This is a genomic window from Limnohabitans sp. 2KL-3, assembly GCF_001269405.1.
Lineage (GTDB): Bacteria > Pseudomonadota > Gammaproteobacteria > Burkholderiales > Burkholderiaceae_C > Limnohabitans_A.
Genome location: NZ_CXON01000012.1, coordinates 1 through 15,075, shown reverse-complemented (window position 1 = coordinate 15,075; position 15,075 = coordinate 1). Strand labels below are relative to the sequence as shown.

General features: G+C 45.5%; 14 protein-coding genes. 3 read left to right on the top strand and 11 right to left on the bottom strand.

Annotation, left to right across the window (positions count from 1 at the left end):
- Nucleotides 1-69 precede the first annotated feature (69 nt).
- Nucleotides 70-1,203, top strand: coding sequence for a hypothetical protein (locus tag AMM41_RS14355; protein WP_089960150.1), 1,134 nt, complete (start codon nucleotides 70-72; stop codon nucleotides 1,201-1,203).
- Nucleotides 1,204-1,611: 408 nt separating this feature from the next.
- Here AMM41_RS14355 and AMM41_RS21960 read toward each other — a convergent pair whose 3' ends face one another.
- From AMM41_RS21960 to AMM41_RS14330, 8 genes are all read right to left on the bottom strand, one after another.
- The gene (locus tag AMM41_RS21960; RefSeq protein ID WP_194944801.1) at nucleotides 1,612-2,367 is read right to left on the bottom strand and encodes a hypothetical protein; all 756 of its coding nucleotides are present in this window, start codon (nucleotides 2,365-2,367) and stop codon (nucleotides 1,612-1,614) included.
- A gap of 197 nt (nucleotides 2,368-2,564) precedes the next feature.
- Entirely contained in the window at nucleotides 2,565-3,854 is a 1,290-nt protein-coding gene (locus AMM41_RS21955; RefSeq protein WP_194944800.1) for a DUF4116 domain-containing protein, read from the bottom strand.
- A 139-nt stretch (nucleotides 3,855-3,993) separates the two neighbouring features.
- Complete coding sequence (locus tag AMM41_RS21950; RefSeq protein ID WP_228769289.1) at nucleotides 3,994-5,310, bottom strand: hypothetical protein; 1,317 nt, start codon at nucleotides 5,308-5,310, stop codon at nucleotides 3,994-3,996.
- A 309-nt stretch (nucleotides 5,311-5,619) separates the two neighbouring features.
- Nucleotides 5,620-7,178, bottom strand: a protein-coding gene (locus tag AMM41_RS14350) for an IS3 family transposase (protein ID WP_228769298.1) whose coding sequence is annotated in 2 segments (ribosomal slippage) — nucleotides 5,620-6,725 and nucleotides 6,725-7,178 — 1,560 coding nt in all. Because the reading frame shifts where the segments join, the coding sequence is not laid out codon by codon here.
- Between the two features lie 430 nt (nucleotides 7,179-7,608).
- Nucleotides 7,609-9,903 carry an AAA family ATPase gene (locus tag AMM41_RS14340; protein ID WP_089960143.1) on the bottom strand — a complete coding sequence of 765 codons (2,295 nt, stop codon included), beginning with the start codon at nucleotides 9,901-9,903 and terminating at the stop codon, nucleotides 7,609-7,611.
- A gap of 167 nt (nucleotides 9,904-10,070) precedes the next feature.
- Nucleotides 10,071-10,847 (bottom strand): tetratricopeptide repeat protein, encoded by a 777-nt coding sequence (locus AMM41_RS14335; RefSeq protein ID WP_089960138.1) that lies wholly within the window; start codon nucleotides 10,845-10,847, stop codon nucleotides 10,071-10,073.
- 3 nt (nucleotides 10,848-10,850) lie between these two features.
- Nucleotides 10,851-11,036 (bottom strand): hypothetical protein, encoded by a 186-nt coding sequence (locus AMM41_RS21945; protein WP_194944798.1) that lies wholly within the window; start codon nucleotides 11,034-11,036, stop codon nucleotides 10,851-10,853.
- Nucleotides 11,037-11,203: 167 nt separating this feature from the next.
- Nucleotides 11,204-11,923: a hypothetical protein gene (locus AMM41_RS14330; RefSeq protein WP_089960134.1), complete on the bottom strand. Its 720-nt coding sequence runs from the start codon at nucleotides 11,921-11,923 to the stop codon at nucleotides 11,204-11,206.
- Nucleotides 11,924-12,048: 125 nt separating this feature from the next.
- Between AMM41_RS14330 and AMM41_RS14325 the strand changes: the two genes are divergently transcribed.
- The gene (locus AMM41_RS14325; RefSeq protein ID WP_089960131.1) at nucleotides 12,049-12,885 is read left to right on the top strand and encodes a DnaB-like helicase C-terminal domain-containing protein; all 837 of its coding nucleotides are present in this window, start codon (nucleotides 12,049-12,051) and stop codon (nucleotides 12,883-12,885) included.
- Between the two features lie 160 nt (nucleotides 12,886-13,045).
- On the opposite strand, the gene AMM41_RS14320 is transcribed toward AMM41_RS14325, so the two are convergent.
- Both AMM41_RS14320 and AMM41_RS14315 read right to left on the bottom strand, forming a co-directional pair.
- Nucleotides 13,046-14,107, bottom strand: coding sequence for a helix-turn-helix transcriptional regulator (locus AMM41_RS14320; RefSeq protein ID WP_089960129.1), 1,062 nt, complete (start codon nucleotides 14,105-14,107; stop codon nucleotides 13,046-13,048).
- A gap of 39 nt (nucleotides 14,108-14,146) precedes the next feature.
- Nucleotides 14,147-14,395, bottom strand: a complete 249-nt coding sequence (locus tag AMM41_RS14315) for a WCX domain-containing protein (protein WP_255350447.1) — start codon at nucleotides 14,393-14,395, stop codon at nucleotides 14,147-14,149.
- 237 nt (nucleotides 14,396-14,632) lie between these two features.
- Between AMM41_RS14315 and AMM41_RS14310 the strand changes: the two genes are divergently transcribed.
- Entirely contained in the window at nucleotides 14,633-14,785 is a 153-nt protein-coding gene (locus tag AMM41_RS14310) for a hypothetical protein (RefSeq protein ID WP_194944796.1), read from the top strand.
- An 81-nt stretch (nucleotides 14,786-14,866) separates the two neighbouring features.
- Here the strand turns inward: AMM41_RS14310 and AMM41_RS14305 are convergent.
- A partial coding sequence (locus tag AMM41_RS14305) for an IS30 family transposase (RefSeq protein ID WP_194944795.1) occupies nucleotides 14,867-15,075 on the bottom strand: 209 nt, incomplete at its 5' end.

Below are 15,075 nucleotides of genomic sequence, written 5' to 3'. Positions count from 1 at the left end.
GAACTCGACATGACGCATTCCAATGTAGTCAGTGATCCAGTTTTGAACAACCAGACAAGGAATAGTCAAATGATCAATATTTCTCAATTCTCAGCATCCGACATCATGACTGTGCATGTCTTGGACCAAGGACGTGCCGGTGTACCTTTTTGGAATTGGCGCATCAGTGCCGTGGCTAGAAAGAACCGGCCGGGCGATCCCAGCGCATTCATGGGCGCGGGTCTTTACGCCATGTGCTTTGATGGACTGGTCATTTACGCAGGCTCTTTTGCTGGAAGCGACAAAGGAACGCAACTTCCCGTATGGCAATCGGGCGACATCATCCCAGGCCGATGGACACGGCACGTGGGCAGCATCACAGGGCGCTGCAACTTGCTGAGCACCACTGCGAGCACCATCACGCAGCTTGTAAATGCACATTCAAATGACCACCCCATGGTGACAGCACTGGTCAACGGGTCAGTGCTCAAACACAAAGATGCAGGATGCCAAGGGTCATTCAACCGCCTGAATTTTGCTGCGCAAAACTGGGCTGACTTTTGTAAAGCAGATCCCATTGCTATGCTCAAACGCATCAGCTTTGTCTATGCCCGAATTGAGGTGGGCGACAACGCTGCACTTCAACAACTCAACAAGGATGGTATCCGTGACTTGGTGAAGGAAGCCGAATCCCTTCTGATCCGAACCTATAAACCATTGATCAATGGAGAAATATCCATCGGCGAACACCTTGAACCATTTACTTGTGAGCAAGCAGGCACTATCTTGGTCAATGTCTTGATGAAGAGCGTGCAAGACTTCATTGGTAAGAAAAGCGAAGAATATGCATCAATGCAGATCGGCGAGCAATTTATTGGCATTGAAAAACCGTACATCACCGCAACAGAAGGAACCCATCCCATGAAAAAAACTATCCAAACCACCGGCCATAAAACCGTAAGCGACGCGCAGGTGTTGATATTTTCAGAGGCAAAATTTCAGGAATCTTTACCGTTTTCTGGCGCATTCGAAGTATTCGATCTTGATCAATGTTTTGAACGAAAAGAAGACGGTAGATTGATGGCGATTGTCAACGGCACTATTGAAGGAATCCCCCTAACCGAAGACTCGACCTTGGAGATCGAATTGGTAGGCCATTACGAAGGAATTGTCGGCTTCGCCGGTGATGTGATCACGAGCATTTCGGTGACTGCATCCTCCTGAACAAAAAAATCACCGTGCGGGCCAAGCCATGAAGAAACATTTACTTGTCCCGTGCCCGTGCCCATACAGTCACACGCAAGAAATCAGCAAGCGAAGCAACAAACGGAAAAAATTCGCTAAGGTCGGCACAGATTTCAGTGCTTAATGGACCTGTTATCTCAATACGAACGTCCCCCATAAGGTTCGGCCGATCTCCTTTGCGAACTCTGGCTAATTTTTGAAAGCTAAGAAACACAACCAATCACACAAAAAAAGGGAACGCATCTCACGCGACGATTACCTCAAACGTGTTTTCGCATATGTGAGCCTGACTATCATGTGTGTCCCAGCCAGGTCTACCGACGCTATTTAAAGCGTTTAAGCCAGCATTCATCTCGCCATTTCATAAAAAAACTAGGAACAAGGCAATTATATTCTTATAGCTATACCTGAGTAGTAGTTATGCCTTTTTTTGAAATTGGTAACAATTTTGGAATTTTCTGGAATTTTTAGTCCCATACTTAAACTCCGATGTTTCAGCATCCCTTCAATGAAAAAGCGCAACTTATCAGTCTCTAGTCCTGAACTATGAATATACAAAAAGTTGTTAAATCTTTTTCTTAGTGTCAACGTATCATGAAAAAATTCATCATATTTTTCATTTTGCTTTATATGTGGCATGAGATCAGGATTGGGTGATATTTTTTCCAAGATATTCAAAAGCACTGATTTTTTGATAGATCCATACCTTCGATCTCTCGGCAAATCAAAGTGGTCATTTCGAAGATCCTGTTGCCACACATCCTCAGTTACTTCAATACATTCCAGATTTTCAAAGACATGTATAGGAATACCAAAATCAGCGTATTGATTAGTTTTTTCAATCTGCCTCATATTTGAAATATCAATTACTATCAAGGGAATTGCGAATATTGATGAAGTTATTAGTAGATAAGGCAGAATAAGCTCGGGACGATCCGCATACAAAGTTGGCATCGAATTAGCACCAGATGCACTATTATCTAAAATACTTTCGAAAAAATTAAAATATGTTTTTTTACCTGAATATGGAGCATCTCTTAATGTGTAATTTAATTTATTAATGACATCTGGAATTTTTATTTTAGCTTCATTGAATATTTCCTGAATAACAGGCTCAACTTCATCTTGAGAAGTAAGATCCAAAAGTTTTGAAAAATTATGGTTTATCATTTTTTAACGAGAATTTTGATACAGATGGGGTTCAATTGTTTTGAATTTTTTTAATTAGCTAATTCAGGAATTCGGTGCATTAAAATTTAAGCACTACACCTTTAACGTTTGAGGTGAATAAAATTGATTAATCACATAGGAAATTACAGCTGAGATCTAACTAGTAAAAATCAGCGTAGTTCCATTTCAATAATTTCAAGATCAATGCCACAATCAATGGCGATTTGGATCGCAAGCTTTTGAAGTTCAACATATTTTGGGTGATTTTTTGGAACATACTTGAATGCAAAAGGGCCTTTACGTATTGCTGTTTCACAGACATCGGGGAGATTGCAGTCAAAGAGATAGTTCTTAGGCACTCTACGCAGACTCCGCCAAGAATGTCTAACAGAAGCAAGACATGCTTCGCGGCTTTTCATTTCCTCAGGAAACTTTGAGAGTAAAAGCTGATGGTTACTAAATGCTAAATCACAGATTTCGGCTGTGTGAAAATGCAATGGAAGTTCAATTAGAAGTCTACCTTCAGCTGCAACAATATCAATAACATAAGTATGGTTCAACCTCTCATGCGGAATACGCGTGATCTGACCAATCAGTTGACTTGCAGCCTCCCTAAATTCTGATGTATCACGTAAAGACTGAGGAACCCATGCTGTTGCAACGGGATCAGAGCGTAACGCTGCAGCGATGACACCTTTGTTAAGCCATCTTTCATCTACGAACTCCAATGCTATTCCTGTAGTTGTCACAGCCTGGAGCACTACAGCATCAGATAGACAATGGTCTGGCACAAAGCGAAGGTCACTACCATCCCAAGTCACCGCTTTCATGCACAGAGAATTGCTTCGATGAGATTCAGGGATCTCCTCTAAACTATCGAAGTACGCACGTTCATAGATCTCCTGCGTTCGAAGACCTTCGGGCACCTTATTAATCGATGCGCATCCTCTCAGGGCCATCTCAATGCACATGTTGTCGAACTGAAGATCAGGTGGCAGATCTTCTAAATAAGAGTCGCTAACCTTGATAAATGCAATGCAAAGCTCTCGTGTTCTAAACTGATCTGGAATCAGTTGCAACACCTCGTTGATGTCATATTCGGCTTTCTGAATAGCTGCCAAACAGGTTTCATATTCTAGATATTCAGCGGGAGTCAGGGCTAGTAGTTCGTATACTCTATCTGACTCTAAATTAAAGACCTGCCTCAGAATAATATTTAAACGGTTTACCGGCACAACCTGGAGCGAATGAGAATCTTTAAGAACTATTTCAGCGTAAAGGTCATCATCTAAACATTCGACAGGAACAAACTTGGCCGCTGACCAGTGAAACCGAACCAGCGATCGATGGAATTCCTGAGTGAACAAGCCTGGATCCCAATAAGCCGGATTTAGGTCCCCGAATCCAGTGTTGTGATTTTTCACTGTATTTAGAACGTCTACCAATGTTGTTAAATTCATTCGATAACCTCTAAAAATTCAATTTAACAAAAAAATAACACGACATATTTCAGAATACCACAAAGACCATCGCAATGCAAAAATAATTTCAACAAGAGAATATTAAAATAAGATAGTCTAAATATTCCAATATACTAGATCATGGAAGCTGATAAGCCTCTTTCAAGGCGTGGAGGAAGACTTGACGCAAACCAATCAAGCGACCAATATCTGCAGTTAATTTCAACTCGCTTAAAAGAGGTTCTGGCGGCACGGTGTTGACAATTGATTCTTGCTCTGCTAACTGCACCAAATAACTCTGTGCTTCAATTGTTGGACAAAGGCTTCTCACAATAATAATCTGGTTACGATTTCGCCAGGTAATCGTCATGAAAACACGCAATCGACCTGACTGTGTTGGCGCCTTGAATCGGAGGTCAGCACCATTTGTGCCAGTGTAGTAAGTCTGCACACAACTTCGAATGGCCAAACCGCAAAGACTATCTACTATTGCCCTAGAGGGATGTGGATCAGGAGGCAGTCGTGTCCAAAAAATACGGTCCCAATCCGCAGCTAAAACTTCAACATTGCCATCCTTGTCAGTGGGAAGGTGACGCTCATCGTGTGGGAGCACATTAGCACACTGAGGAAGCGCATCACCCTGAGGCAGCGCATCATTAGACAGCTCTATTTGACCAAGGATTTGATGGAGTAGCACTTCCTCATCATCAACCTGAGGCAGCACCTCATTAGGCAAAACTATTTGACCAAGGGCTTGTTGGAGAAGCACTTTCACATCAACGCATGAGACATTAATGGATTCTGCTCCTCTAGGAACATGGGTGGAATTACAAACTGGAGCGAGTTGGCGGATGAGTGATTTCTCAGCCGCTTCAATGTGTACTTTAAGACCAAACCTATCCGTCCCTTCGGGCAAGGTGTCATAACGGACGTATACAAATGTGAAGCGCGAGAGCACCTGCTCAGGAATAACATCAGGTGCCAAGAACTCTTGGCTCAACCCTGCCGCAAAAACCAAGCGACGAAGAGGACTTAAATTACCATCATCTGTATGAAGAATTTGGCGTTGCGATCCCAAAAATCCATCAACAAGCACATGTTCTTCATCAAGAAGCAGGGATAAGTCAATCAGGCTTCGCGGGGCAATGTGCAATCTACTGCCACGAGCCGTAATTGCACCTATATGAGTCCACCAACGCGAACTGACAACATCACCAGTAAAGTTAACTCCAGTTACATTGCCCTCACCGAGGTAGCTGCCAATGTATATGAGCCGTCCATCAAAGCACAGTCCATATAGACCAGCTCCAGCGAACTGAGTCGAAATCGAATCATGGCGCTGTGACATGGGTTTGGCACTAATTTTCCAGTTTAGAAACCACACACCCGCACGCCCAGTAGGCGTCTGAATGATATTCAAGACATCATTGGCATTAAAGATTGTCATTATTTCCATTCATTCAGGTGTTTCAAGGATCTAAGTTTGATAATTGTAATCGTCCGATGCAGATCAGTACAGCTTGAGAGAGAAGTCACCACGCTGCAATTCGAGGTGATCGCCTCCTTCGGTGTCCGGTGAGGGCACAGACACGTTCGTTCTGTGAATGATTTCGCCGTACATAAAGACAGTTTTTTTCACAATACCACCTTAGAGTTAAATCATCATCAGCCTTGTCACCGAGGAATTTCCATGAGTCGCCAAATCCGAATCGTCCAAACACAACTTTCTGAAAGCCGGTGTTTGTCAACAAAGTTGTCCGCTTTTCTAAACGGCTATCGCCATTTTTTCTGGCAACTTCAGATTCTCCCTTGGCGGATTCAGCCACACCTCTTTGATGTGCTCCCAGTTGCGCGTTTGCCTTGACTTCCATCGCCCCGGATTGCTGCACTTGGCCGCTTCGTAAACTGCTTTGCGCTTGTGCAAAATCTCGTTGTCTTGGCCCGCATGCCTTTGCGCAGGCGTCACAAACTGAATCCCGCTATGCCGATGCTGCGTGTTGTACCAAGTCACGAATGCGTGCACCCACGCACGGGCTTGTTCCAAATCCTCAAACCGCTTTCGCGGATAGGCTGGCGTGAACTTGAGCGTGCGAAACAAGGCCTCCGAGTACGGGTTGTCATCGCTCACGCTGGGCCTGCTGAATGAGGGCACCACGCCCAGCTTTTGCAGCGTCGCCAGCATCGTTGTCCCCTTCATCGGGCTGCCGTTGTCCGAGTGCAGAGCCAATTGATCTGGCCTGATGCCTTGGCTCAGGCAGGCCTTGCCGATCAACGTCGATGCGTTTTCAGCCGACTCCTGCCAATGCACCTCCCAGCCCACAATCATCCGGCTGAACACGTCCAGCACCATGTACAGGCGCATGAACTGCCCTTTGATCGTGCTCGGCAAATACGTGATGTCCCAGCTCCAAACTTGATTGGCCCCATAGGTCACCCACGCTTGGGGCGCGGCCACTTTCTTGGGCGGCTGCGCTTTGCCTCTGCGGTTGACCTGTCCGTGCTCTTTGAGCACCCTGTAAAAGCTCGACTCAGAGGCCAGGTACTGCCCCTGGTCCGCCAAGCGGGGCACGATTTGCGAAGGCGGCAAACTGGCGTGTTCAGGGGTGTTGCACACGTTCACAATCGCCTGCTTTTCTTCTGGCGTGAGGGCTTGCGGGTGGATGCGCCCACGGGCAACTTGCCCGCGCCGGTCACTGAGCTCGCGGGCAGGCTCGCTCCAGCGGCGCAAGGTGCGGCAGCTGATGCCAAGCACACCACACGCTTTGTGGCTGCGTGCGCCACAGGCCACCGCCTCGGTGATCAATTGGATGGCCATCTGTTTCATCTTCAGAGGAATCAGTCTTCCTCTTTGGTGCCCCAGATGGCCTGGGCTTTTTTTGACAGCACCAGCAAGGCGGCCGCTTCGGCCAATGCCTTGTCCTTTCTGAGGATCTCTTTTTCCAATTGCTTGAGCTTCTTGCGATGCTGAGCCAAGTCGGCCTTGCTGGCAGGCGCTGAATCAGGCTCAAGCGATTCAAAAGCAGCCTTCCAAGCGTCCAGTTGTTCGGGGTACAGGCCGTGTTGCCGGCAGTATTCGGAGCGTTGGGCCTCGTTCAGAGCGGCCGTTTGAATGATGGCGGCCAACTTGGCTTTGGAATCCCAGTCATCTGGGCGTGAAGACTTTGCTGGCACGACGAATCCTTGGTTGCGAAAGAGTTTTTTCCAAGAATACAAGGTCGGCACGGCCACACCGGTGTCGCGGCTGATTTGGGCAACGCTTTGGTTGTGAGGCGGCATCATCTTTTTGACGATCTGTTCTTTGAATTGCGGGCCATAGACAGGCATGAGTTCCATCTTTCCCGCCCCCTCGGTGGATTGAATTTGTCTCTTCAAGAGACCGGACAACTATCGTGACAGAGGGGGAAGCCAGCCGACCGTATGGATCAGCGCAGCCACTTACAAAGATTCGAGTCCATTTTCTGGCGTTTTCGCAGTGGCTTCGCACGACAAGCTTGTTCGCACAAACAGTTCCGAACAGATGGTTTTAGATGTCATCTGTCAGATGGTTTCTGAACAAACTCAAAAGAACATGCTTGAGATGGTACTGATTGATCATCCGATGAACGTTCTCATCTTGGACGGTCCCGAAGACTTTGCTACCCAGATTGACTGGGCAAACAAAGTGCAAAATTCTTTGTAATTCTTCGCCCACCTGCACACATGAGAGCGATGCAGAAGCGCATTTTCTGAATTGAGACATGCGATTTCAATCCACTCATGCAACATTCAAAAAGCCCATCGTACCTTTTACAGCCGTCTTTTTGAGACCAACTGCAGTCTCAAGAAAACGCAGAACTGTCAAAGCTGTAGTGATTGATTGCAATTTACTGCGACGACACACTTGCTCAAAATCACCTGGTGTCAAGTTTTTCACGCGAGCAAGACGCATTCGAAAACTTGGATCAACTTCGCTAATTCCGAGTTTCTCGCATGTCTGCACAAACATGCTCCAAGCAGCGTGGGGCTTCATAAAGCCAATTTGAATGGCCATATCAAAGCGACGCAACGAGGCCTCATCGATACTTTCAAAAAGATTGGTCGATGCGATGAAGATACCGGTGAAAGCCTCCATTTGAGTCAACATTTCGTTAACCTGTGTGACCTCCCATTGATGCGCAGCCTTTTGCCGTTCTTGCAAAAATGAATCCACCTCATCCATTTGCAAGATTGCGCCGTGTTGTTGCGCTTGATTGAAGGCCTGTGCGATTTTTTGCTCGGTTTCACCCAAAAACGGACTGATCAACTCCGAGGCTTTGACCACCATATGCTCAAGATCAAGCTTGCAAGCCAACCATTGACCAATAGCGGTCTTACCTGTCCCTGGAGGTCCATAGAGGCAGATTCGACCGCTGCCACCGTCACTCAAAGCTTGACGCAAACCTTCAAGGTCAACGTCGGTGTTGATCCATTCGGATTTAAAGTCTTCAATTCCAAAGCCAGTTCTAGTGGGTGAATTGATCTGTGTTAGCCCATTGATCTTGAGCTTAGTATTGATCAAGTGAATCGCCATCGATTCTCGCTCTGTTTGACAAGCTCCCGTTGCCATCACGATGCCAGCCGTCTGCTCAACCAATGCAGGAAAAACATCCTTATGCTTAGCAATTTTGAGGCGCACTGAATCACTGATAGCACCTTGAAAAGCTTTGTCCAAAATTTTCAGGCGATGCTGCTGACTCGGTGTAGGCATTTCAAAGCACACACTAAATCGGCGCAAATAAGCTTGATCAAATCCGTCAATCGAGTTGGTGATCCAAATGGTAGGAATCTGGTTACTCTCCAGCATTTTGTTGATCCAAGACTTGCGTGGCACTTTGGCTTCATTGTCTTCATTCAACGCAAATGTGACTTGCTGAAGAACCTCAGCACACTCATCAAACATCAATAGCGTCGGCTGATCACAGAAAAAAGCCTGCGCTATTCGATAACTGTGCAAACGCCGCATGGGTGTAACGGCCTCACCTGCCAAATTATTAGGACTGATTTCGATCATCGGAACACTCAGTACCGATGCCAGCATACGAACAAATTCAGTCTTGCCAGTTCCTGGTTTGCCATAAATCAGAATATTGACCCCATCTGCATGGCTTTTAAGCGCATGGTGGAGCACGGCAAGTGAAATTTTCAAGTCAAGTTGAACATGTTCATAGTCTTTGGGTGACAGAACTGCGCCTGAAACAGGCTTCACAAAGCCTTCCAGCAATAGGCGGATGTCCTTTTGTGGAAGTAACATCCGAGAAGCAAAAGAATCGGTCAGCAAATCAACAAGTTGGCGCAGCATGTAACGCCCATTCATATCGATTTTGAGCAATCCTGTCGTATAAAGCTTTGCCTCACGATTGAGCGCATCAGCTACGATTTCGTTTTTTTGTCGCAGCATTGGCGCCAAGATTCGCTCAGCGGCATAACCCAACAGATCCCCACCGATCACTTCTCCCAAAAAATCCATGCAAGATTCCGTGTGGATCAATACGCCCAGCCCGAGCACTTCCCGCTCAAGCGGACTCAAGCCGATCAATGACGTTATCGCATCAAGATTTTGATTCAGAACTTCCGGAAATTGACACATCTTTCCATTACGAGACTCCCACTCGAGCAAATGCTGCTCTAGTGTTTTTTGCACTTTTAACAATGGGTAAGCCTGCGCAAACTCATCCAGATTTGACATTCCCAAAAACTGCGACAACTTCACCAAGCTGTAGCCAAATCGTTCTTTGAGCTTTCCCAGTGCTGGCGTCAATACCAAAACTCGCAGACACACAATACGCAACCAAGCTACATATTTTGGATCTTGGCATGCAAGATCTTGACTGCTGACGAATGAAAGCTCCTCATCCACCAACAGTTCCACTGCCGGGGACGGCTCATTACGATCGTTAGTTTCCAGCGCGTCAGATTCCTCAATGGCCTGCTGAAGCAACTCACGCTGCCGAAGCAACTCTGTATAAGTATCGTCGCGAACAATGCTATTCACGCCAACGTCAAGATCATCAATTTTTTCTTCAATACCCATGACTATCTCCTTGCCTAGATAGTTAGGATATGGACGTTATGTGAAGAATTTTGTCTTGAAAAAATTTTCCAGATGCCAATGCTGAAATTGGCAAACCAGAGCGTAGCCCATCCCATCACTGGTTCAAACCTATCTCCTAAGACATTACGAAAGTTACCGGGCCCAGATCAGAGTTTGATGACTTCAAAAGATAGGCGCGTTGTTTGCAGTGCGGAGTGTTCTAGGCCCATTTGCTGAAGACACTCACTGTAGTCGAGGAGCGCGTTATGCAGTGCTCCACCGGTTGGACATTCCGCATATGTGCTTAGGTATGCGTGCACAATTTGGGCCAGCAGTTGGTGCGCCTCTTTAATACGATTGGCTTGCATCAGCAGGAATCCAACTTCAAATAGATTTTTACTTTCCGCCAACTCACCCTTCTCGAGCAGGCTTAGTGATCCAGCTAGGCAAGCGCTAAAGAGTTTTTCTGCGCCTTGGTTGCGGCCACGCAAAGCACTTTTTTCAGCCAATGTGACCATCTTCAAAAGTGTTTTGACACTCATCAGCTTGGTCAGCAAACAGTCGCTGATCTGTGGTTCAGGACCAATGGAGTCAGCGACCATTTGGGCAATGTGAATCTGGGTCCTAATTTCTTGCAATGTGGCGCTCATGTCAGGATAATTTTGATAGGCAATTTCATAAGCACGTGCAAAGTGGGGCAGTGCCAATTTAGGTTGATGATTTTTGAAGTAACAGTTGCCAAGCTCATACAGAGCCGCCACAGTCTTGAGGTGTTGTGAACCCCAGATTTGTGCAGTCATTGCGATGACCCGTTGCCAACTGTCAATGGCGCCCTCGTAGTCCTTCATCCGCATAGAGTGCGTGATTATTTGTCTGTAAGCGTTGAGGTTGATCCTTTGCAGGCCTCGTGCAATGGGACTGTATGGGGCAGAGTTTTGTTTCATTTGTCAAGAATCCGGAAGAGGTAACAATTCCAAAGTCGGCTCACGATGACCGTCAGATTCCATTGCTTCAGATTCCTCAATGGCCTGCTGGAGCAACTCACGCTGCCGAAGCAACTCTGTATAAGTATCGTCGCGAACAATGCTATTCACGCCAACCTCAAGATCATCAATTTGTTCTTCATTACCCATGACTATTTCCTTGCCTAGATAGTTAGGATATGAACGTTATGTGAAGAATTTTGTCTTTAAAAAATTTCCCAGATGCCAATGCTGAAATTTGCAAACAAAAGCATTGCAAATCACATAAATGGTTAATACCTATCCATCAAGACATCAAGAAGAAATTGCGTACGAGTTCATCCTTTGGGCTTTATGAAAATGATGCTCATCACAATCATGTGAACAATTTTTTCTTCTCGATCAGTCTCCAAAGGTTGAGAGTCAGCCAAGACAAATTTATGACCATCACTGATCAGACTCCAGTAACACAATCCACCAGAGGCGTGAAACCCACTGGCATCCTCGGTGCTGCAGATAGCGGGTGAAGCGTAGCCTGACCATTGCTTAGTCTTAATTTTTTCAGCAGAAAGATTGTCGAATCGTCCGTAGGCCAAGCGAAGACCCTTGCCTTCACGTTTAAAAACCAAATACCGATTGTTTGCGCCTTCGAAATCCCCTGCTCCCGTAGCAAGATGAAGTAGGTACAGGCCATCATTGCTATGAATGCGACCATTGAAAGCGCGATCCACACTGTCAAGTTGGAAATATTTTGTCCTCTTTTGCTGCACCGAAGACCGCTTATCCAAAAAGATATCGTCGCCTTGGGTCCAGACCTTCCAGTGGCGCGGATACTTGAATTGCACGCCCAATTTTTGATCAGAAAAATCGAGCCAATCACGAGTCAGATGCTCGACCTTGTTTTGTGCCGAAACTGTGAAGCTCAGCATAGCAATCGCAAGCCCCAGTGCCAGTGATGCGCATTTTTGAATCACACCTGCATTGTCACCCATCAAGGCCGTTTGCTTGCTGGTTTTCATTTTATTGGTCATTTGGATGTCGCCAAGAGTGAAGCTCATAGCTTACTTAAATTTTGAGATAACTTTTATCTCAAAAAAATCCCAATAATCTGAATCATGAAGTCTAATAGTTTTCATCGCAAGTCATAGACTGATCTAAAAACCTCTTTCCAGGCGAACGCAGTATGAAAAAAAACCGACATCAGATGCGCGGAATCTGCACCGGGTTCCGTGACCTCGACATGTTGACCAATGGCCTTTGCGCAGGCAATTTGATCTTATTGGCTGGCCGTCCTTCAACGAAAAAAATCGTTTTTGCGATGAACATCGCAGAACATGTTGCCCTCTCTGATGAATTGCCAGTAGCCGTTTTCCTGATTGAAAAAGACGCAGGTCAAGTGGCCTCAAGTTTGCTCACCAAGACTAGATCAGTGGATCAAGCCGAGCTCAACCTCAAAGCAAGCAATGACGAAAAGAAAAATGAAGATCGCCTCAAGGACTTTGTCAAGCATTCAGGTCCGAACTCCTTGTACTTGCAAGAAATTCCTGACCTTACCGTCGATCGGCTGCGCTCTGACTTATACCGGCTCTCGCAGCAATACGGACAGTTGCGTCTTATCGTTTTGGACTCACTTCAACTGTTGAGAGACACCACCTCATTGAAGGAACAAAGCATGGCCTCTGATATGTGCAGCCTGGCAAACGACTTGAAGCTTGTGGCCATGGAATGCCAGTGTCCCATGCTTGTACTTTGTGAGCTGCCTAAAGATCTAGAGGCGCGCACATATAAGCGCCCAAAAATGAAAGACTTAAGAACATGGGGAAACATTGATCAAATTGCGGATTTGATCTTGTGCAGCTACCGTGACGACATCTATAACAAAAACACTCTTAACCCGGGAATAACCGAAATCACCGTGGTCAAGAACGTCAACGGACTTGTGGGAAAAATCCCGTTAGGATTTCAAAATGCTCCGTCTCAGCAATTCTTGGCACTGTACTCAGAGACTGACGACTACTGAAGAACGCCTTGATGCATGGCATGATCAACGCCCACTGAGTCTTCATTTTGATAGAGAAAGAAATAAAATAAATACTTTATAATTCATCACATCGCTCAAGGATCAACCAGCATGATCCTGTTTCGACGAAACACCTTAAAACATCCCCTATGCCTTGCAGTCACTTGTACATGGCCGCTGATTTTTTAAGATCATCTTTCAGCCGCGCCATCAGATAGTCTGGCTTGATAACCTTCACATGGAATGCCATGCTGAGAAGCCAATGAACCAACTCCTCTGTTATGGGCATCTCGACTTTCATGATGTAGCCACCGTCTTCGCAATTGTCAATAATTGGATTTTCTGCCAAAGGGGTTTCTTTGAGCCATTGAGAATCTGCATCGATCTTGAGTTCGATGTTCTCGAGCTTTCCGTAAATTTCGACAGGAAAAACAGGATGTCCAATGCCTTGTTTAAGAAATGTATCTAAGTTCCAATTATCTGGGACCTCAAGATCACCCTTGAGTTGTTTTGCTTCCAAGATTCGTTTCAACAAAAAACGATCTGCAGTGCGTTTGCCCTTCTTCTTCCCAATCAAATACGTGCGCACCCCTTGTTGTACCAACGCTAAAGGACTAACTTCGCAATCTTCAATGTCATTAGACGGAGAGTGGACAATCTTCAGATGTAATTTTTTCTCCAAAATGAGTGCTTGATGCACAATTTGTTTGATGGTTTCATCAATCTTAGGAGGGCAAAAGGGCAGCACCGCAGGAACTACTGCGATCTTCTCAAGCCAATGCCGCCCCAAATTTTTTGATGCACGCACACCATACCCTGCATCCCTGGCCACACCAGCCGCACTTTCTTTTGCTTTTTCAAAAAAAGGGGACAATGCTCTGTGGGTTCTATCTGAAAGTAAGTCTGTACCAAACTTGCTCAACAGGCCGAAGGCAATCATTTGCTCTTGGCTCATCATCGCAGGCATAATCGACGAGTTACTTTTAAATCTAAAATAGTACTCTTTGTCATTTCCCGGCAACTTTCTCTTGTCTAAGGAATTCGGAAATATTTCCTCAAGTTTCTTTAAGTTGTTACTGAGCTTTCGACGCTTACTCTCTATCGACGTAGATTTACCCCAGTGCTTGTGGATGCGTTTCACCATGTCAGTCATGGTGATGTAAGCATCAGGTTCTCTGGGAATTTTTTCTAACAATTCAGCTTGGAATGAGCTCTTGACCATTCGGTGACCTTTTAAATTAGTTGTTGACCTTCAACTGACTCACACCAGTCTGTACTGGTGGATGGTTTGTTCAAGCTCTTGCCTGATCAACTCTCTGAATTCCGGCGGATGGATCACTTCGACAGATGAACCCATACCCTGTATCCATTGTACGAAATCGACAGTCAAATACATGTCTACATCAACGATGGTTTCACCTTTAACTTTCGAAATTTTTTGTCTAAATCCTAACGGAATTTCGGTCAGTTGAGGCACTAACCTTTCATCTACGCATAGCCTAACAAACACTAATTCTTGCGACTTATATTTAATCACTTAATATTCTCCTTTTATTAAAAATAAACATATATTAATAAACAAATACTTCCATGCCACAAAATTTTTTGACATGAAAAATATTAGTTTGAAATAGAGATAATTCTTGTCTCTATTAATTTAAATTATATCAATCAAGATAGGATTTTATGGGGACAAAAAATGTCATAATTTTTCTTGATACTGATTACTCTTAACAAGGAGATTCAGATGCGAAAGTTCGAAGCAGATATCTACACAGACGGTGGGGCACGAAGTTTTCGTGTCAAATTTGAAGCTGAGGATTACTTTGAGGCGGAGCGCCGATTGATCGCTCAGTATGGTGCTGGAAACTTCGGTTGGCTGACAGAGGTTTACCAGTAAGCTGGCAAACCTCGTTTCTGGAGCGATTGAAGGTCATCCAATCGATGGGCGGATTCAAAAGCGAAGTGCAACACCCTTTTTTCAGTGGATGAGAGTGGAGTGTTGCGGACTGTTCAGGAGCAGTTCCCTGTAAACAGACAGCGGTGATCGTACCCCCAAACCTTTGCGCGGGCGGTTGTTGATTTCATCTGCAATTGCATCCAGTTCTTCTTGGCTGTAAACAGACAAATCCGTGCCCTTGGGCAGGTACTGCCGCACCAAGCCATTCATGTTCTCGTTTGAGCCCCTCT